This is a genomic window from Sivoneniella epilithica UHCC 1019, from assembly GCF_040830845.1.
Classification (GTDB): domain Bacteria; phylum Cyanobacteriota; class Cyanobacteriia; order Leptolyngbyales; family Leptolyngbyaceae; genus ULC077BIN1.
The window spans coordinates 13,917-31,950 of the sequence record NZ_JBFPDP010000051.1 but is presented as its reverse complement, the minus strand read 5'-3'; the positions used below and the strand labels follow the sequence as shown (position 1 = coordinate 31,950).

Below are 18,034 nucleotides of genomic sequence, written 5' to 3'. Positions count from 1 at the left end.
TCCTCACCACTACCCCTTGACTTTCAAGACAGCATCTACATCCCCTAACCCCTTCTCCCAAAAAGGTAGAAGGGGAGCAAGAACGGTTTAAAATCCCTCTCCCGCTCTGGGAGAGGGATTTAGGGTGAGGGGGGTTGGGATAGTCGCCCATCGCGTCAATTTGTATCTTTTTCTTCTTAAGGCGGTAAATACCCGTGTTCTAGGGCGTGAAGACCGATCCGGGCGATCGCGTTCCTGTCTTTACAATAGAGACAGTTATCTATAAAAATTTCTATCTCAGGGGGACTTATGCAACCAACCGACCCCAATCAATTTACAGAGAAAGCGTGGGAAGCGATCGCCCATACGCCTGATGTTGCCAAACAAGCGCAGCAGCAGCAAATTGAGTCGGAACATCTGATGAAAGCGCTGTTAGAGCAAGATGGGCTTGCTAGCAGTGTGTTCAATAAGCTAAATGTGCCTGTGTCGCAGGTGCGCGATCGCACGGAAGACTTTATCCGCAAACAGCCCAAGATTTCGGGTGCAGGCGGCAGTGTTTATTTAGGGCGCAGTTTAGATACGTTGTTTGATCGCGCCGACAATCACCGCAAGCAATACGGCGACGAAGTAATTTCGGTTGAGCATGTTTTGCTGGGCTTTACCAAAGACGATCGCTTTGGCAAAGCGCTATTTACAGAATTTAAGCTGGATGAACCGAAACTCAAGCAGGCAATTGACCAAATCCGAGGAAACCAAAAAGTGACCGACCGCAACCCAGAAGGTAAGTATGAAGCGCTGGAAAAATATGGGCGTGATCTGACCGAAATGGCAAGGCAGGGCAAACTTGATCCGGTGATTGGGCGAGATGATGAAATTCGCCGCACGATTCAAATCTTGTCGCGTCGCACGAAGAATAACCCCGTGCTGATTGGGGAACCGGGCGTGGGTAAAACCGCGATCGCGGAAGGATTGGCGCAGCGGATCATGGTGGGCGATGTGCCCGAATCGCTCAAAAATCGCAAGCTGATTGCGCTGGATATGGGCGCCCTGATAGCTGGAGCCAAATATCGCGGTGAATTTGAAGAACGCCTGAAAGCGGTGCTAAAGGAAGTCACCGATTCCCAAGGGCAGTTAATTCTGTTTATCGATGAAATCCATACCGTGGTGGGTGCTGGCGCAACTCAGGGCGCAATGGATGCGGGCAACCTACTGAAACCGATGCTGGCACGGGGTGAACTGCGCTGCATTGGTGCGACGACCCTGGATGAGTATCGCAAATATATTGAAAAAGATGCCGCCTTGGAACGGCGTTTTCAGCAAGTGTTTGTGGATCAACCCACGGTGGAAGACACGATTTCCATTTTGCGCGGTCTGCGCGATCGCTATGAAGTTCACCACGGGGTCAAGATCTCCGACAGTGCTTTAGTGGCAGCAGCCGTGCTTTCGACGCGGTATATTAGCGATCGCTTTTTACCCGACAAGGCGATCGATTTGGTGGATGAATCCGCTGCCAAGCTGAAAATGGAAATCACTTCCAAGCCAGAAGAACTGGATGAAGTCGATCGCAAGATCCTCCAGCTTGAAATGGAGCGCTTGTCTTTGCAAAAGGAAACCGACCCGATTTCGCGCGATCGCTTGGAACGGCTGGAAACAGAACTGGCTAACTTGAAAGAGGAGCAAAGTACGTTTAACGCCCAGTGGCAGGCAGAAAAGGGCAAGATTACCAAGATCCAAACCCTGAAGGAAGAGATTGATCGCGTCAGTTTGGAAGTGCAGCAGGCTGAGCGAGATTACGACCTCAACCGTGCCGCCGAACTAAAGTATGGCAAACTCACCGACCTCAATCGCCAGTTGCAAGAAGCCGAACAGCAGCTAGCCGAAGCGCAAACCAGCGGAAAATCTTTGCTGCGGGAAGAAGTGACTGAAGCGGATATCGCCGAAATCATTTCTAAGTGGACGGGTATTCCGGTCAGTAAACTGGTGGAATCGGAAATGCAAAAACTCCTGCATTTGGAGGATGAACTCCATCAGCGGGTGATTGGTCAAGATGAAGCCGTGACTGCGGTTGCCGATGCGATTCAGCGATCGCGCGCTGGACTGGCTGACCCCAACCGTCCGATCGCCAGCTTCATCTTTTTAGGTCCTACTGGCGTCGGCAAAACCGAGTTGGCAAAGGCGTTAGCAGCGTTCTTATTTGACACGGAAGAAGCGATGATTCGCATCGACATGTCCGAATATATGGAGAAGCACGCCGTCTCGCGCTTGATTGGTGCGCCTCCCGGCTATGTGGGCTATGACGAAGGCGGGCAACTGACGGAAGCGATTCGCCGTCGTCCCTATGCGGTTGTCCTGTTTGATGAAATCGAGAAAGCCCATCCTGATGTGTTTAACATTCTGCTGCAAGTGCTAGATGACGGACGCATTACCGATGCCCAGGGTCACACGGTGGATTTCAAAAACACCATCATCATCATGACCAGCAACATTGGATCACAATACATTCTCGATGTCGCAGGCGATGACGACCAGTATGAAGAGATGCGGAGTCGAGTCGTGGAAGCGATGCGATCGCAATTCCGCCCTGAATTTCTTAATCGGGTGGATGAGTTCATCATCTTCCACGGCTTACAAAAATCCGAACTACGGAACATCGTCAAACTGCAAACTCTGCGTTTAGAGCAACGTTTGGCAGATCGCAAAATGTCGCTGAAGCTGACCGATGCCGCGATCGACTTCATTGCCGAAGTCGGTTATGACCCCGTGTATGGCGCTCGTCCACTCAAACGGGCGATCCAAAAGGAACTGGAAACCGCGATCGCGAAATCTATCCTACGGGGCGATTTTCACAACGGCGACACCATCTTTGTGGATGTCGGCGAAAACGAACGCCTCGCCTTTCAGCGCCTCCCGGCTGAAGTGTTAACGACTCAGTAAAAATAGGTTGATGTGAGCAAAGGGCGATCGCTTCAGAAATGGGGCGATCGCTCTTTGGTGAAACTACTGCGCCATCAGCAAACAGCAGCCGACTATACCTTCTGGTCAGAGATGCTTATACAGGTTGTAAGGATTGACCAAATAATTGCGGCTTTGGCAAGGGTTGATTGTCGTCCATCGCAGATTCAGTTAAAAGTTCCAAAACCTCACGGGCATTTTGTAGAGCCTCTTCGTAAGTATCCCCATGAGTATGGCAATAGTCGCCCCATTCCGGAAAACTAACGACATAGCACTGATCCTCATCTGACCACTGAATAATAATCGTGTAGTGACTGTTCATGTATCTTCCTCTTCCATTTCAGCCAGTCGCTTAAGAGCATTGTCCACATCTTTTTCTTGGTAAAGCTTGGCATCACTGCCGTCTTTTCCTGAAAGAGTCAGCTTTCCTGACAATAAGGGATGTGACCATTTGGTGTGGCTACCTTTACCAGAGCCACAAGTAAATCCTGTCTTCAATAATAGGCTTTTTAACTCCCTAATTTTTCTAGGCATCCTCTACGCTGTACTCCGCTCTCCTGCCATTTTACATTTTGAGTTGCAACGCTCCATACACCGCCGCCAATGGAATACCCAACTTCGTTGCCAGGGCGATCATGCAAACAATAATCGACCTTTCGGTTCGGGAATGGATCGCCCCAATTCTTTCGCTGTCTCAATCCACTCCTGAATAACGATTTCAGCATTTTGCACCGCTTCTTGGTATGTTGCACCATCGGCTACACATCCCGGTAGCTCTGGCACTTCTGCAATGAAGGCTTGATCGATTTTGCTCCAGTAGAGAATCATTTCATAGCGAATTGTCATCTGTTTCTCCTGTTTGATATTTCAAAATTACAGCCCGAACTTGTTTAACTTGATAGGCTTTGGCTTTTCCTTGCTTGGGCTGAAGGTTGAGAATTTCTTCGATTCCGGCTTTCGAGAAAATATGATGACTGCCGCGTATTCGTTCTTCAAAATTTAGACTGTGTAACAGTTGGCGTAGCTGGTCGAAGGGAATGTTAGCGTCAGAGTTTCCCAGCAAGATTTTGATCAGTAGTTTGTCTCGCTGGCTCATTCAATTGCCCTCTTTACTATCACTCTCCTTCCCTCTATCTTCAATTGCTAATAGCAACGCCTCACACTCCGCCGCCAACGGAATGCCCAACTCTGTCGCCAGCGCCAATGCTTGCTGACAATACTGCTGCGCCACCTCAGCCTCGCCTATAAATTGATGTAACATTGATAATTTTTTGAGTGCTACGGCTTCCCTAGCCTTATTATCAATCTTTTGAAAAATTGCTAATGCCAAACGAATACAGTTTAATGAGTCTTGATATTGCTCCAGTTTGAATTGGGTAGATCCTATATTGATAAGAGCAGTTCCTTCAAGTGCTAGATCGCAAATATTCTGACTAATATCTAGCGCCTCTTTGAAAAAAGTCATTGCTTCAGAATATTTCTCAAACGTATATGAAGTGGCTCCAAGATTAATCAAAGCTGTTATTTGATCGATATAATTACCATTTTCCCTTGACACATAAAGATATTTCTGAGAATAGGCGAAACTTTTATCTAGTTGATTAATTTGGCGGTAGCAAAAACCAAGATTTCCTGAAATGTCACCTTCTAGTTTGCGATCAGGAATTTCTTTTGCTAATTTGAGTGCTTCTTGGTAATAGTTGATTGCCTCCGCATAAGTGTCTAATTTAGATCGTAATTCTCCCAGATTTTTTAGCGTTATTAACTGCTGGTAACGATCGCCAATCTTTCTAGCTATTTGCAAACTAGACAAATATGCTTGAGAGGCGCAATCGTACTCATTCAGTGCCGCATATACTTGACCAAGAGAACCTAAAGTCGCACATTCGCTCCTTAAATCAGAGGAATGCTCAAGAATTGCTTTACTTTCCTCCAAGACTTTCTTTGCTAATTGATACTTGTGCTGACTTTTGTAGACTAGACCTAAATGTCGAAGACAAACTGCCTTTCCACAAAAATCTTCAATTCTCTCTGCGATTTCTATTCCTTGGTTTGAGCAGCATATTGATTCGTCATATTTTTTAATTTCTTTATAAACAAGTCCTAGATTTTGAAGAATAGTACATTCAGATTGCAAATCATCTTCTTGTTTTGCAATTTTGAGTCGTTGCAAGTAGAAAGAAAGTGCTTGCTCAAAGTTTCCAATTGACAGATAAGCATTACCCAGATTGTGCAGAATTACTTTATTTGAATTTTCATCGAGTTGATCTTCTACTTTTTTATAGAGACTGATTTGCTCCTGATAATAACTCCAAGTATTTAGTTGGTTATGTAGTTGCTCCTGAGTAGGTGTATCAAGTCGATTAGCTATTAAGGTATAAGCATCATGCCATCGTTCTGTCTCACAATAATGGTGAAATGCTTCTAGGTAGCCGCGCACAGTTTCTAGGTTGGGAGCATTATTAGGAGGTTCATAGGCGGTAAGCCAGAGGTGGGCGGCTTGGCTTTCGGCAGTTTCCCATTTAAAGGTGTCGGCTTTGAGTAGGTCATAGGCAACGTCTCGAATCAGGTTGTGTTGGCGGATGAGAAATTGCCCTTGGTGAATGCCTTCTCGCTCGATTAAGGCGCGATCGCCCAACATCCGATAAGCTGCTTTTTGTTGGTAGGTCGTGCAATCTCCAATCATCACCAGCCAAAACTTTTTCGGAACGGGGCGGCGAAACACGGCACTGCGACAGAGTAAATCGAGAGCATCCGCAGGGAGTTGTTTTAAGGATCTCTTGATGCGTTCTCGAACTTGGCGATCGAGGGCTTCGTTGTAGTCCATCTCATCTAGGCGAGTGGCTTGTAGTTCTCTGGCAACTTGCTCAAATTCAGGTTGATACTCTTTCCAATAGCCATCAACACCGCCCGGAAATTCCTTTATATCTTCAGCAATCACCTTCAGAACTAGCGGATGACCCTCATAGGTTTCGGCAATGTAGGTGAGAATATCCTGATTGATTGGTTCTACAGCAATACCGCGTTTGGCAAAGAATTCGAGTCGTTGCTCAACCTCCGAAAGTCCAGTCAGACGGATTTCTGCCCAAGTATTGGGGTAGCGATCGCCAAACTCAACCAGCGCAGTCGGAAACGCCTGAGAAGTCAATACTAGACGGCTGATAATACCAGATTCAGTGAGGTAATGCTGAAAAAAGACTGCCCAGTAAGGATCATCAAATTTAGTCGGCTGTTCAGGATTGAGCAAGCGTTCCAGCGAATCTAGCTGAATCCAGTAGAAATGAGATGTCAGCTTTTGCAGGAGTCGTTTGGCTAATTGTTCAGGATTATTCCGTCCCTGCGGGTCAAGGTCATGTATTCCCATTTTGGATAACAGGTCAGCGGCAACAGAGGCAAAACCTGGACTTTGCCCCTCCAAAATTTCCAGATAAATCCATTGAAACGAAGGGTCGCTTTCCCAAGCTTGGCTAGCAAGGCATTCTCCCAACGTCGTTTTGCCAATCCCAGAAATGCCCGTAATCCACAGTAAACGGATTTGTCCTTGCAATTTGGTAAGAAGATCGCTGACCGCCGCTTTCCGTCCTACCCAGGTTTGCTGCTTGTATGTCGATGGCATGGGCGGCTTTAGCACCGTCCTCCCTGATTTCAGCCGTTTCTCCAGTGCGCCTTTAAAGTTCGTTTTGCTGACCTTTTCCTGTAACGCTTCAGAAAGCAAGTCCCATAGCTTCTTACCCACATTTTTGATGTGCTGAGTAGTGTAGCCGTAGTCTTTCATATCCTCGTAACCATTGCCTGCTAAGGACTCACGCAAAATCATGCGCTGTATGTCCGTTAGAGGATTGCCAGCATGAGCAAGCAGCACTTCATCAGCGATTTGAATAGCTTCTTCTGAAGTCATGGGTTTAGCAAGACGATGATTGTCTCGATAATAACCTTACTTTTTCGGAACTTCTCGTAATGACGTAGGCAGAGCGGGTTGCGAGAATTGGCACATCCAGTTCAAGGTCACTCAAATGAATCAACAACAGCCCACGTTAACTCAGCAAACAGTTCTATCGATCGCCCCCATCGACCCCAAACCCATCATCCAATCCGAATCTCCGACCGCAGTGATTTTGGCGATCGCCATCCTCATCTCGATCCTGATCAGTGGCATCACAGGATTGATGCGTCGATAGCTGTCCTTGAGCGATCGCTCTAATCACAGCGGAGATCGCGGTTCAAGGGACGATCGCTTTTTTAGAAAGGAGCGATCGCCCCTTCACCCAACTGCCTCAGCAACTCCCTGGCAAAAGTAGCTGACATCGGCATCGTCAATCGGGGATTGGCTAACTGATAAATCACCTCGCTCAATTCATCTACAACGCCATTTTCATAGCTGATGTCTTCCCGTCCTTCGATCGCATTTGCCCAGTCTTCGACATCCACTTTAGACAGTTCACTATCCAGATAGCGAGTTAATACTGTTGCAATGTGTTGTCGGGTTAGAGTAACCAACGGGCGATCGCTATCCCAGCCAAACGTTGCCAATGTCGAGGTAATTTGCCGCAATGGTTGGTCAAAACTCAACAGGGAGTCGAGCAGTTCAGTTCTCGTATTCATGGGAATTTTTGCTTAACGTGGACGATGCTGCCATCCGAGGCGTAGGTTGTTTTGGTATACGAAAGTGTAACGCCAGCCTGATCAACTTGCTTTTCGTAGGTTGCAAACGAACCAGGAATGTTTGTAGCTGGAACGTTTGATTGAAATGCCTTGCTACCCTTGGGCAAATCGTAAACTCTAGCGGGACTTGCATTCTTGGGCAAGCTGTTCTGAAAACGCATGAGATTAGCAGTCTGCTCTACAGTGAGTGACACGTATACAATCAGCCTACATTAATCCTTCATAATCTAGAATATATACCCAGCGATCGCCCCTTTTGAAAAGAGCGATCGCCCAGTTTTGTCTTTACACAGCAACCACAGTTCCTTCAGCCATTACAGGTTCCGCTTGAGTAGATTCGCTCTCCTCTTCAGGAAATCGCACATTGTCCAAATCAACATCAATCACAGTCATTGCCAAGCCTGCTTTGGGCAAGTTGTCGCTGCTAGAAATGTAAGGACTGGGTTCCACTGCTCCGGTGCAGATAATTAACGATCCTTTTTTCAAAAACTGGAGTTTGCGCCATGCCGCCGAGCCTTCCCAAATGCTGAGCGATACGGTGAATGAATCTTCTCGACTGCGCGGTTTGCGGACGTAGATCGTCGCCTTTGCGACCCTCGCTTTCTCGCCACTTTTCAAATCTACAGTTTTAATTTCCGCATCTGCTGCCAGATGTCCACTGACGATCCACTTATTTAAGCCTACGCTCGACATAAAAGCACCTCCAATAAAATATTCCTTTTCTGTAGAGTTCCCTACGGAGGGTTGTTGCTAACAGCAATCTCCTTTTCGCAATCTTTATAGCAGTATGAGGAAAGGTCAAGACAACACCCGTCTGTTATTACTTATTTCTCAAGAATCTTTGTCTCCTAACCTATTCATCCGTTGCTATACGTGCTTAAAATGCTATACGTGCTTAAAATTAAGGAGCAAGGAATCAGTACATCAGAAACCTTGCTCCCCAAAACTTTGATCAAGACTCTCACAACAATCTTAGTTTTCGACTTTTAGCTTTTCTTGACGATTTTTCTTACGACGAACTGCTGCACCGACTGCCCCAGCAATCAGAACGCCTGTCATAGTGGTAGGCTCTGGGACTGCGCTTGCCTCAACGAATGGCTCAATTTGTCCCCGAACTTCACCGCCTGGAAACAGAGTTGAGTGAAGATTGAAGTAATAGCCACCATCCAAAAAACTGCTAAAGACATTTTGGGGTGTGGTTCTGCCAGCCGCAACGACATCAGCAGAAGTCCAGTCTCCAACAATAGTGCCTGATTGGGTGCCCAAAAAACTGGGAAGATTATCCAAAATATGCACAACGGGACCATTAGTACCGCGATCGCCTAAATGGATATGTCCATCAGCCAAAAAACCTTCCAGGCTAGAGTAGTTGACGACGTAGCTGAAAACCCAGTTCATTGGATCACCAACTAATGCGCCTGTGGCGCTTGCGGTTGCGGAACTATCGCTAAAGTTAGGAGCAACTTCTTGCTTCGCTTCCAAAGGGACAGAGTAATTAAAAGTTGCCGCTTCAACTGCCACCGGAGAGAGAACAGTTGCAGCGCTTAAAAATCCAAGGGCTAACAGTTGTTTCATGGTAAAAATTCCTAAAATCTACAGAGATTGAGCAATGCCTGTGAAATACAAAACGAAATGCAAAACGCATTTCAAGTGGCAATACGGAGTGTTTGACAATCTGGATCTGTTTTATCCGAAGAACTGCTGTGCCAACTGCTGACCGCTGAAAGCCCTATGAAACAGGCGATATAATCACAAAAATCTTGAGCTTCATAGGAGCTTTATCTTAGTTGCTCAATATTTCACATAAGCTTTACTTTTGATAGAAAGTGCTAAGTCTTGGGCTTACAAGTGATTCCGTTTTGAGTTTTGAGTTTTGAGTTTTGAATTGTAGAAGCTTTACTCAGTCATGGTCTCAACCTAAGATCTGTCGCGTCCTCTATTTAGATTGGTGTAATAGTTGCCAAAAATGCCGGCTCTTTGGCTGGGTTTTAAGGTCTACTGCAAAGCAAAAACCGGAGTTACAAGCCTGCAACTCCGGTTTTTGAGTGAATTAAATCATCGAAATGCGAAACCGCGATCGCAGGTCGCAGTTCTAAGGTTATGGAATCGTAGTAGTGGTGTTTACGGTCAGGGTCAAATCTGAACTAGTGTTGATGACCACAACTTCGCCAACGGTGCCGCGATCAATGGCACCACCGACTGCTGCCCCGGCTGCTGCCCCAGTCAGAACCTTTTTGGGAGTAATCGTGCGATCTCCCGTTACACCTGCTGCACCTGCGCCCAAGACTGCGCCGATCGCCGCATCCCGAATCGCCGATCCCAAGTTACGACCTTGGTTTGACCCAACGGCTGCCCCGATGCTGCTTGCCAAAATTAGGTTTCCAGCCCCTTGCATACCATCGCCCGTCACTTCACCAATAATCGCGGCTGCCCCGGCTCCCAATGCCGCGCCACCCAAAGTCTTGATGACGCTAACATCCCGCAAATTTTTCTTGGTTTGCGCCACGCCAGAGGACGCATCCAGTGAATATTGCTGTCCACTAATGACCACAGTTCGAGCCACAAACTGAGAGCCACCATTGACAGGCACCAGTTGCCCAATCACTTGGCTTCCTTGAGGAATGGCGATCGCGCCTGCCGTATTTCGCACATCTGCTGCCACCGTCACTGTCAAATCAACGGTTTCAGTGGGAGCTACCACAATTTGGGGAGCCGCCGTATATCTCACTGGAATTTGCGTCCCTGCCACGATTTGCGATCGCTGCACCGCCACCGCTGCGCCCACCACATACTGACTGGGGACTACCGAGGCAATTTGTCCTGCGCCTGCTAAAGACTGACACAGAAACGTAGACACCTCTGCCCGATTCGCAAGCTGATTAGGATTCAGGTAATTCACGTCAGGATAGTTAACTACTAACCGCTTTTCAGTTGCCGCCGCAATTCCCGTTTGGGCATAGGCTGGAATCGCAGAGGCATCCGCAAACACACCCAAAGTATTGGCAACAGCTTGAGTGGGAGCAAAGTTTAGTCCACTTGCCAGAGAAACCAAAACTTGAGCGCGGGGAATGCTCTGGCTAGGATTAAACACGTTGCCAGGATAGCCAGAGAGAAACCCGGTTTGAGACGCAGTGCTAATCGCGTTATAAGCCCAGAAGTTGGAAGGGACATCTACAAATCGAGCCGCTCCACGATTGCGAGGCGCATTGGGAAACGCTTTACCAACCATGGCAGCGTACTCAGCGCGGGTAACGGGGCTATTAGGGCGAAAGGTGCCATCAGGATAGCCACTGATAATATTTCTTTGAGTTAATTCCACAATGCACGCCTGTGCCCAACTTCCTTGCACATCTGAAAATGTTGATTGTGCCATGCTGGGAGCGATCGCAGCAAAGGGTGCTAAGGAACTGGTAACGATTGAAAAGGCAACTAATAGAGCAGGCGAAGATTGAGGTTTCATAGGATGAGACATGGTGAATAGTTTTAACGCAACTGGGTACTAAGAAGTGAAAAGAACCAGCAGTGTTCCTAAAAACTATGACCATTCAGTTAAAGCAATTTATTTATCAAGGAAGCTTAAAAAGTTGTAATTAATGGGAACTTTTTAAGCCTAAATTATTTCCTTGCTAGGACTAAACTTAAGGGGGTCAGCATCCGGATTTGTTATGGATAAGTACTCTAGCATCTATCTCAAGATAGATTTTTGCCAAAACGCAGCTTTGAAACCTTCAGATTTCAGCTTACTTAAAAAAGATTATCGGCGTTGCTGAATGCAAGTATGATTTCTGAGTGTAGGGGTAGGTCTTGTGCCTACCCTGCTAGAGATCGAGGGCAACTACAAGGGATTGCCCCTACAAATTTCATCCTCAGATTCAGCAATGCCAGATTATCTACGTTATCAGAGTTAAGTTGATTTGACTGGTGACTATTAACTATGATTTGCTCTGAAATCAAGTTATTGCCCTCAGTTCTAAATTTGCTGCTCATTCAGTCTAATTACAAGAATTTTGGTAGTACTTAAAGATGGGACGGTAGATGCAAAAAAGCGATCGCGGCTTTGAACCAGATTCAATCGGGCGATCGCAAGAGACTTAGGCATTCAGATTAACTCCTTCAAAATGTTCCACCACTGGAAACGGATCGTAGAAGTGGTGTAAAAGCTGCTTCCAGACTTGATAATCGGGTGACCCTTTAAATCCAATGGTGTGATCTTCTAAGGTTTTCCATCGCACTAGCAACAAATATTTTCCAGGTGTTTCCAGGCAGCACTGCAAGTCATGACCGCCATAGCCTTTCATGCTGGCAATGATGGGCGAGGCTTGGCGAAATGCTGCTTCAAATGCGCTGGCTGTACCCGGCTTAATCTGTAGCATGACGGCTTCTAGAATAGGAAAAGCAGGCACTGTGAGATCGCGCATAATAATTGTGGGAGTGCAGGAAATGGTAAAGTGAAGCACTGAAGCAGCAGCGATGAGAGCGCTCTGGCTCTTATTTTAAGGTTGTTTGTGCTGCCGTGGAGAACGCTATGTCTCAGGAATCCCCCATCCCTGAACCAACCGATTCTGAATCCCAAGCTCTGTCTGCTGAAGAGAAGAGCCTCATCGATTCAGGAGAGATTGATGAATCGGTAACCAGTATCAATGACGATCTTTCTTCTCCAGAAGATGGATGGGAAGAAGATGTGTGGAAATCGGTAGACCTAAACCCCGACAATGAAACTGGCAATCAGCCAACCCCTGTTCAAGAAGTGTCGGCTGAACAAGGAGTGGTTGAACAAGTTGCTGAGGTAGCTGCTGAAAGTTCTGCTTCATTAACCCCTAGATCTCGCGTTACTTCAAGTCCTTCGGGTGCTGCGAAACAAGCCACAAGCTGGCAACGATTTCAGCGATATTGGCAGGCAGAAATTCAGCCAGCGCTGAAAGAGCAAACCATCAAAACACTGAAAGCAACCATTCGATCGCTCGAATTTCTAGTTGACCGTTTGGAAGCAAAACCCGCAGCAAGTCTACCACCGCAAAGCAAAACTCCCTGGCGGCAGATTCGGGGAATTTGGGGATCAGTGTTGGGGCTAACACGATCGCTATTACCTAGTTCACTCAATCGGAAACTCTCTGATCCGCTGCTGAGTGGAGCGATCGCAGGTGTGCTGCTATTGACTATATGGACAAGCTCTTCCCTGCTTTTTAGAAAATCACCCACTCAAGTCGCGATCGTGCCACCGACTAAATCTGTTCCAGCCAAACCAACAGACAGCAACAAAAAATTGGTGCCAAACGAGCAGCCTGTGGTGAAGCCGACCTCAGACGGAATCACTACCGAGCCACACCCCAAACAAACCCTATTAATGCCGCCAGAAAAGACTCCCAGCGCGATTCGTGAAACGATTCCTCCGGGAAGCGTTGATGCTGCAAAACCTGCTCCCAGCCCGACCCCCACTCCTTTGCCCAAACCCATACCGCCACCGCTGAAACTCACACCAGAACAAACGTTGATTGCTCGAATTCAAGATGAGGTTGCCGAGGTTAGCAATCAATATGTGAATGGACTGATCCAATCCGTGCAGGCAAACTTTCGCAGCAGCCTGTTGACCGTCAAAATTGGCGACGGTTGGTATACTCTGGAGCAAGCTCAGCAAAATAAACTAGCCAACGAAATGCTCAAACGCGCTCAGCAGCTTAATTTCGTCAAACTAGAATTGACCGATGCACAGGGCAACCTCCTCGCCCGTAGCCCCGTCGTCGGCTCCGAAATGGTCATTCTGCAACGCACAACTTCCCTTCAACAAACCACATAATCTAAACACTTCCTCAGTGCCACTCGCCACTCGCCACTCGTCACTCGTCACTCCCTATTCCCTCGCCCTCCACACCAGCACCCCCGAACTAGGACTGGCGATCGCCCACTTCACCGGACAATGCCGCCATCAAGTCTGGGATCTAGGACGCGACACCTCAACCCTGCTTCATGCCTATCTAGTGGATTTTTTGCCGCCCCAAACCTGGCACGATCTGGTGTTTATTGCTGTAGCAAAAGGTCCCGGCGGCTTCACTGGCACCCGGATTGGAGTCGTTACTGCCCGAACGTTAGCCCAACAGCTTGAGATTCCCCTATTTGGCATCTCAACCTTGGCAGCCGTGGCGTGGGAAGCGGCGAAAACCTTGGAAAATTCAATGAATATTGCCGTACAAATGCCAGCCCAACGCGGTGAAGTATTTGGTGCAATTTACCAGCGCGATCGCTCACAAAACCAACTGGTCGAAATCCTACCCGATGCTGTCATGAGTCTGGAAGCCTGGGAAACTTTACTGAAAAAACAAGACACTGCTTACCATCTGATCATCGCTGAAGGCGGCTTAGGACGCTACGTTACCAGTATCTTAGAAATCGCTCAAGTTGCATGGAATCAGGGCGATCGTCCCCACTGGTCAGAAGTCCTCCCCTTTTATGGACAGCACCCAGTGATCTAAATACATTGAGGTTTAAATTTTTACAAAACAAACTGGAAATATCACTGGTTACGTTTGTATCTTGGAATCTAACCATCTGAACAGTTTGCTAATTCAGCAACACTACCCCTCAGCTATGAGCTTCTGTCTCAATCCCATTTGCCCAGCGCCACAAAATCCTAGTCACTTGGATATTTGTCAAACCTGTGGTTTTGCTTTACGGCTGAAAAATCGCTATCGTGCCATTAAAGTGATTGGGCGAGGCGGCTTTGGTCGCACCCTCTTAGCTGTAGACGAAGCGCAACCGCTAAAGCCCTGCTGTGTGATCAAACAATTCTTACCGCAACCAGAAAACCTTGCTAACACCGAAAAAGCGTTTGACTTATTTAAGGAAGAGGTTTTGCGATTGAGAGACGTTGGCAAGCATCCCAACATTCCCGATTTGTTTGGCTATTGCAGTCAGCAGGGATACCAATATCTGATTCAAGAATTTATTGATGGACGTGACTTGGCGCAGGAATTAACCGAGGACGGGGCTTTTAGTGAACTTAAAATTCGACAATTGCTTGAAGAACTCTTGCCTGTGGTTCAGTTCATTCACGATCTCCAGATTATTCACCGCGATATTAAACCCGCGAATATCATTCGTCGTCAGAGCGACCAAAGCCTGTTTCTAGTCGATTTGGGCGCTGCCAAACAAACCACCGGAACCGCACTCGCCCAAACTGGCACGGTGATTGGGAGCGCTGAATATGTCTCACCAGAACAGTCTCACGGTAAGGCAGTATTTGCCAGCGATATTTATAGCTTGGGAGCAACTTGTATTCATTTGCTAACTGGCATGTCTCCGTTTGACTTATACAACAGCCACGAAGGGCTATGGGTTTGGCAAGAGTATTTGCCTCAACCCGTCAGTCGATCGCTGGCATCGGTGCTGAACAAAATGCTAAGCGATGCCCCAAGTAAACGCTACGCTTCTGCAATCCAAGTTTCGGCAGACACCAGTTTTTGGGACAGCTATGATACCACTTCTTCGTGATTCTAATCAATGCTGCATCGCGTTATGTACCTTACTTTAATAAATAAAGTAGGGCAAATAGAACAATCCAGACGACATCAACGAAGTGCCAGTAAATTTCGGCGGCTTCAATCCCAAAGTGGCTAGTGTTGGAATAGTGACCGGGTTTGCGCGATCGCACTCATCAATCCGATGGCATCAGTTCTCTTCCAAATCTTCATCTGCTTCGAGGATTGGCTGAAAATCATCTGACAACCTGGCGACTTTCAAAAAATGTCGAACCAGACCTGTTTTTAGAGATTTATTGGCATGAATAGGAACTGAAATACGGTCTGTAACTCCTGATTTTCCATAAATATGGTGACTTCCCTGAATCCGCAGTAAAACCCATTCATTTTGCTCCAGCACTTTGGCAAATTCTTTACCAGAAATGGATTTCATACAGCGATTTCTAAGATGTGGTCTTTATCTCCCACTTCTACAGACTCGATATCCACCGATAAACAGCCTTCGATCGCTTCATAGAGATTTTGTAAAAGCTCTTCAAAGGTATCCCCTTGGGTGGCACACCCTGCGATCGCGGGTACTTCTGCCCAGAATCCTCCCTCTTCTGCTTCATGAACGACAACTTTAATTTTCATTACACCTTAATCTCAGGTTTTACTTGACTGGCGTTTAATCATATTGAACCGTCCTGCTCGTTTGGCAAACCGCTTTCAGGTGGGCACCAACTCGCCGGGACGCAAGCGCGCCCATTTACCCATATCGGCAGTAAAACTTTCGCAACCGACTACATCCCATTCCATTTCAATCATTTCTCCATCGTTGCGAATGTTGACGTTAATTGTTGGTTGAGTTGCCTCAAAAGTCGGATTTTCGGTGAGGTGCGGCTGCTGATGCTGCCCTTCAACCGCATGGTAGGTCGTGCAGCGATCGACGTACTGGCAATTGATACAAACACACATATTTAAAACCTCCGTGTCTGCGGTCAGCGACTCGAAGAATCGAGATGCTTTTCTGCTAATGTAGCTCAGGCGACGTGATTCTTCATCATTCTAGCCATAGATTTTTACGACAATTGCAGCCTACTCATTCCCAAGTTTTGCCGGAATGGTCTGCAAATGCCGTGCATTTCACAAATAGCATCGTTAGGATCAGACTATTGTTGGATTTAGAACCTTTAACGCTGAGTCAGGGATTGGAGCTTCAAGCAACTGCCTCAATTAATTTTTTAGCTCTTTCTCCCCAAAATTGGCCCTTTGGATTGGAGTGGTTGCCTGCGTCTGCTTATCTGGTTGGGGGAAGTGTGCGAGATGCTTTGTTAGGCAGACACAGCGATTATTTAGACCTAGATTTTGTGCTGACCGATCGCGTGGTTGAAACGGCTCAAGCGATCGCCCGTCACTATAAAGCAGGATTTGTGTTGCTCGATGCAGAACGGCAGATTGCGCGGGTCGTTTTTCCTCAAGGCACCGTAGATTTTGCTCAGCAGGTGGGCGCAACGTTGGAAGCAGATCTCAGGCGGCGAGATTTTACGGTGAATGCGATCGCCTATGATCCTCGGCTGGATCAGTTTGTTGATCCGTTGCAGGGATATAGCGATCTACAACAGCGATCGCTGCGGATGGTATCAGCAGAAAATCTAGAAGAAGATCCTCTGCGATTGTTACGGGCTTATCGCCAAGCTGCCCAGCTAGGGTTTAGTCTAGAAGCCGAAACTCGTGGCGCTGTGAAGCAGTTTGCTCCATTATTAAACCAAATTGCCGCAGAACGGGTGCAGTCTGAATTGAATTATTTGCTTAGCACCGCCAAAGGAACACCTTGGTTAACTCAAGCATGGCAAGACGGCTTACTCCAAGATTGGCTCCCTAATGCGACGGTTCAAAGTCTAAAGGATATTGCTGAAATCGATCGCGTTACGGTTTTGCTGCAAGAAACCCTGCCAGAGTTTGCCGCGAAGCTCTATGGTCAGGTTCGGCTGGCATCCAGCGGACAAGTATTGACAGAATCTGCCCCCAAAGCATCCGGTTCAGCCCGCAACTGGTTAATTACTGCCAAATTAGCCTGTTTAATGGCGGCTAAAACAGCCGAAGCCGAAACACAGTTGCGTCGATTGAAATATAGCCGCACGGAGATTCAAGCCGTGAGTACTGTACTTAAGTTTTTACCGCAGCTTTTTTCGGCAAGCTCAGTTGAAATACAACAGGCGATCGCGACACCTGCTGCTCAATTCAACCTGTCGCGGCGAGAGCAATATGTCTTTTTTCAAGGAGTTGGAACTACGTTTCCCGCAATTGCGGTGCTAGCGATCGCTCAAGGTTTAGCAATAGACGCGATCGCCCCCTTAATCGAGCGCTTTCTCGACCCAACTGATCCTGTTGCTCACAGTAGCCCTGTTTTGACTGGACAACATCTCATGACCGCACTCAAACTACCACCCGGTCCCCTCATTGGTCAGTTACTTGCAGCCATCCAGTTAGCTAAAGCGGAAGGATCAATTTCCACAGCAACCGAGGCAATCGGTTTAGCCGCAGACCTAATCGCTCAGCACCAACCAAAAGCGGAATAACTCCTAAAATTGTTGCTACCTTACAGGAATCACTTCGGACATTTTTCACAATTTGGAATCATAGAGCATTCAACAGGTATGTTAAAGTAATCTTCTGACTATTTTTTCAAAAGCTGTTTGATTAGCCTTGGTTTAAGCTAAACCAAAGGTGCTTTGTCTGCGGCTGTTATGGCTATTTTATAAGGGGTAAACATGGCTAAACGCCGAAACCAAAAGAAAGAGAAAGCTCTCAGAAATCAAGCGTATGCTCGTAAGTTTCGGAAGAGAACGAATACAGGGCGGATGAACCGTGGCAGACGCAGCTTTGGAGGTCGTCCTGATGATGAGCAAGATTCTGACACCATGGAGCAGAATGAGTCTGGGGCTGGAACAGGAGCCGTTGATTTATAACGAGCGATAATCAATCTT

Annotated in this window: 22 protein-coding genes and 1 pseudogene; 7 read left to right on the top strand and 16 right to left on the bottom strand. The window is 47.2% G+C overall.

Translation table 11 applies throughout. From position 1 onward, the window contains the following. Positions 1–288: 288 nt before the first annotated feature. Positions 289–2,913 carry an ATP-dependent chaperone ClpB gene (clpB, locus tag AB3R30_RS22470; protein ID WP_458651446.1) on the top strand — a complete coding sequence of 875 codons (2,625 nt, stop codon included), beginning with the start codon at positions 289–291 and terminating at the stop codon, positions 2,911–2,913. A 115-nt stretch (positions 2,914–3,028) separates the two neighbouring features. Here the strand turns inward: clpB and AB3R30_RS22465 are convergent, their stop codons facing one another. The 5 genes from AB3R30_RS22465 to AB3R30_RS22445 all read right to left on the bottom strand — a co-directional run bounded on the left by AB3R30_RS22465 (position 3,029) and on the right by AB3R30_RS22445 (position 6,829). Beyond that, complete coding sequence (locus tag AB3R30_RS22465; RefSeq protein WP_458651445.1) at positions 3,029–3,253, bottom strand: type II toxin-antitoxin system HicB family antitoxin; 225 nt, start codon at positions 3,251–3,253, stop codon at positions 3,029–3,031. Further along, positions 3,250–3,465 (bottom strand): type II toxin-antitoxin system HicA family toxin, encoded by a 216-nt coding sequence (locus AB3R30_RS22460; protein ID WP_458651444.1) that lies wholly within the window; start codon positions 3,463–3,465, stop codon positions 3,250–3,252. Before AB3R30_RS22460 ends, AB3R30_RS22465 begins: the two co-directional genes overlap by 4 nt. Positions 3,466–3,564: 99 nt before the next feature. Then, positions 3,565–3,777, bottom strand: coding sequence for a type II toxin-antitoxin system HicB family antitoxin (locus AB3R30_RS22455; RefSeq protein ID WP_458651443.1), 213 nt, complete (start codon positions 3,775–3,777; stop codon positions 3,565–3,567). Next, positions 3,761–4,027: a type II toxin-antitoxin system HicA family toxin gene (locus AB3R30_RS22450; protein ID WP_458651442.1), complete on the bottom strand. Its 267-nt coding sequence runs from the start codon at positions 4,025–4,027 to the stop codon at positions 3,761–3,763. Before AB3R30_RS22450 ends, AB3R30_RS22455 begins: the two co-directional genes overlap by 17 nt. Then, a complete protein-coding gene (locus AB3R30_RS22445; protein ID WP_458651441.1) occupies positions 4,028–6,829 on the bottom strand; it encodes a tetratricopeptide repeat protein in 2,802 nt (933 codons plus the stop codon). Between the two features lie 115 nt (positions 6,830–6,944). Between AB3R30_RS22445 and AB3R30_RS22440 the strand changes: the two genes are divergently transcribed. Then, complete coding sequence (locus AB3R30_RS22440; RefSeq protein ID WP_458651440.1) at positions 6,945–7,109, top strand: hypothetical protein; 165 nt, start codon at positions 6,945–6,947, stop codon at positions 7,107–7,109. A gap of 61 nt (positions 7,110–7,170) precedes the next feature. On the opposite strand, the gene AB3R30_RS22435 is transcribed toward AB3R30_RS22440, so the two are convergent. From AB3R30_RS22435 to AB3R30_RS22405, 7 genes are all read right to left on the bottom strand, one after another. Further along, complete coding sequence (locus tag AB3R30_RS22435; RefSeq protein WP_458651439.1) at positions 7,171–7,533, bottom strand: hypothetical protein; 363 nt, start codon at positions 7,531–7,533, stop codon at positions 7,171–7,173. Next, positions 7,530–7,754 carry a hypothetical protein gene (locus AB3R30_RS22430; RefSeq protein WP_458651438.1) on the bottom strand — a complete coding sequence of 75 codons (225 nt, stop codon included), beginning with the start codon at positions 7,752–7,754 and terminating at the stop codon, positions 7,530–7,532. Before AB3R30_RS22430 ends, AB3R30_RS22435 begins: the two co-directional genes overlap by 4 nt. A 124-nt stretch (positions 7,755–7,878) precedes the next feature. Further along, complete coding sequence (locus AB3R30_RS22425) at positions 7,879–8,286, bottom strand: single-stranded DNA-binding protein (RefSeq protein ID WP_458651437.1); 408 nt, start codon at positions 8,284–8,286, stop codon at positions 7,879–7,881. Between the two features lie 279 nt (positions 8,287–8,565). Then, the gene (locus tag AB3R30_RS22420) at positions 8,566–9,168 is read right to left on the bottom strand and encodes a CHRD domain-containing protein (protein ID WP_458651436.1); all 603 of its coding nucleotides are present in this window, start codon (positions 9,166–9,168) and stop codon (positions 8,566–8,568) included. Positions 9,169–9,691: 523 nt separating this feature from the next. Further along, the gene (locus AB3R30_RS22415; RefSeq protein WP_458651435.1) at positions 9,692–11,053 is read right to left on the bottom strand and encodes an S-layer homology domain-containing protein; all 1,362 of its coding nucleotides are present in this window, start codon (positions 11,051–11,053) and stop codon (positions 9,692–9,694) included. Between the two features lie 510 nt (positions 11,054–11,563). Continuing rightward, on the bottom strand, positions 11,564–11,692 hold the full coding sequence (locus AB3R30_RS22410; protein ID WP_458651434.1) for a hypothetical protein: 129 nt from the start codon (positions 11,690–11,692) through the stop codon (positions 11,564–11,566). Then, positions 11,685–12,011 (bottom strand): antibiotic biosynthesis monooxygenase family protein, encoded by a 327-nt coding sequence (locus AB3R30_RS22405; RefSeq protein WP_458651433.1) that lies wholly within the window; start codon positions 12,009–12,011, stop codon positions 11,685–11,687. The genes AB3R30_RS22410 and AB3R30_RS22405 overlap by 8 nt, the downstream gene beginning before the upstream one ends. 107 nt (positions 12,012–12,118) lie before the next feature. Between AB3R30_RS22405 and AB3R30_RS22400 the strand changes: the two genes are divergently transcribed. The 3 genes from AB3R30_RS22400 to AB3R30_RS22390 all read left to right on the top strand — a co-directional run bounded on the left by AB3R30_RS22400 (position 12,119) and on the right by AB3R30_RS22390 (position 15,078). Next, positions 12,119–13,387, top strand: coding sequence for a hypothetical protein (locus AB3R30_RS22400; RefSeq protein ID WP_458651432.1), 1,269 nt, complete (start codon positions 12,119–12,121; stop codon positions 13,385–13,387). A 16-nt stretch (positions 13,388–13,403) separates the two neighbouring features. After that, the gene (tsaB, locus tag AB3R30_RS22395) at positions 13,404–14,060 is read left to right on the top strand and encodes a tRNA (adenosine(37)-N6)-threonylcarbamoyltransferase complex dimerization subunit type 1 TsaB (RefSeq protein WP_458651431.1); all 657 of its coding nucleotides are present in this window, start codon (positions 13,404–13,406) and stop codon (positions 14,058–14,060) included. 115 nt (positions 14,061–14,175) lie between these two features. Next, complete coding sequence (locus AB3R30_RS22390) at positions 14,176–15,078, top strand: protein kinase domain-containing protein (protein WP_458651430.1); 903 nt, start codon at positions 14,176–14,178, stop codon at positions 15,076–15,078. A gap of 31 nt (positions 15,079–15,109) precedes the next feature. Here the strand turns inward: AB3R30_RS22390 and AB3R30_RS22385 are convergent. The 4 genes and pseudogenes from AB3R30_RS22385 to AB3R30_RS22370 all read right to left on the bottom strand — a co-directional run. Then, a pseudogene (locus AB3R30_RS22385) lies at positions 15,110–15,235 on the bottom strand (cytochrome c oxidase subunit 3); the annotation flags it as partial. Between the two features lie 20 nt (positions 15,236–15,255). After that, a complete protein-coding gene (locus tag AB3R30_RS22380) occupies positions 15,256–15,498 on the bottom strand; it encodes a type II toxin-antitoxin system HicA family toxin (RefSeq protein WP_458651429.1) in 243 nt (80 codons plus the stop codon). Next, on the bottom strand, positions 15,495–15,698 hold the full coding sequence (locus tag AB3R30_RS22375; protein WP_458651428.1) for a type II toxin-antitoxin system HicB family antitoxin: 204 nt from the start codon (positions 15,696–15,698) through the stop codon (positions 15,495–15,497). Before AB3R30_RS22375 ends, AB3R30_RS22380 begins: the two co-directional genes overlap by 4 nt. A gap of 75 nt (positions 15,699–15,773) precedes the next feature. Then, entirely contained in the window at positions 15,774–16,022 is a 249-nt protein-coding gene (locus AB3R30_RS22370) for a Ycf34 family protein (RefSeq protein WP_458651427.1), read from the bottom strand. Between the two features lie 197 nt (positions 16,023–16,219). Here AB3R30_RS22370 and AB3R30_RS22365 point away from each other — a divergent pair, with 197 nt between their 5' ends. Together AB3R30_RS22365 and AB3R30_RS22360 are read left to right on the top strand one after the other, a co-directional pair. Next, positions 16,220–17,626 carry a tRNA nucleotidyltransferase/poly(A) polymerase family protein gene (locus AB3R30_RS22365; protein ID WP_458651426.1) on the top strand — a complete coding sequence of 469 codons (1,407 nt, stop codon included), beginning with the start codon at positions 16,220–16,222 and terminating at the stop codon, positions 17,624–17,626. A gap of 192 nt (positions 17,627–17,818) precedes the next feature. Then, a complete protein-coding gene (locus AB3R30_RS22360) occupies positions 17,819–18,016 on the top strand; it encodes a hypothetical protein (RefSeq protein ID WP_171573961.1) in 198 nt (65 codons plus the stop codon). The last annotated feature ends 18 nt before the right edge of the window (positions 18,017–18,034 follow it).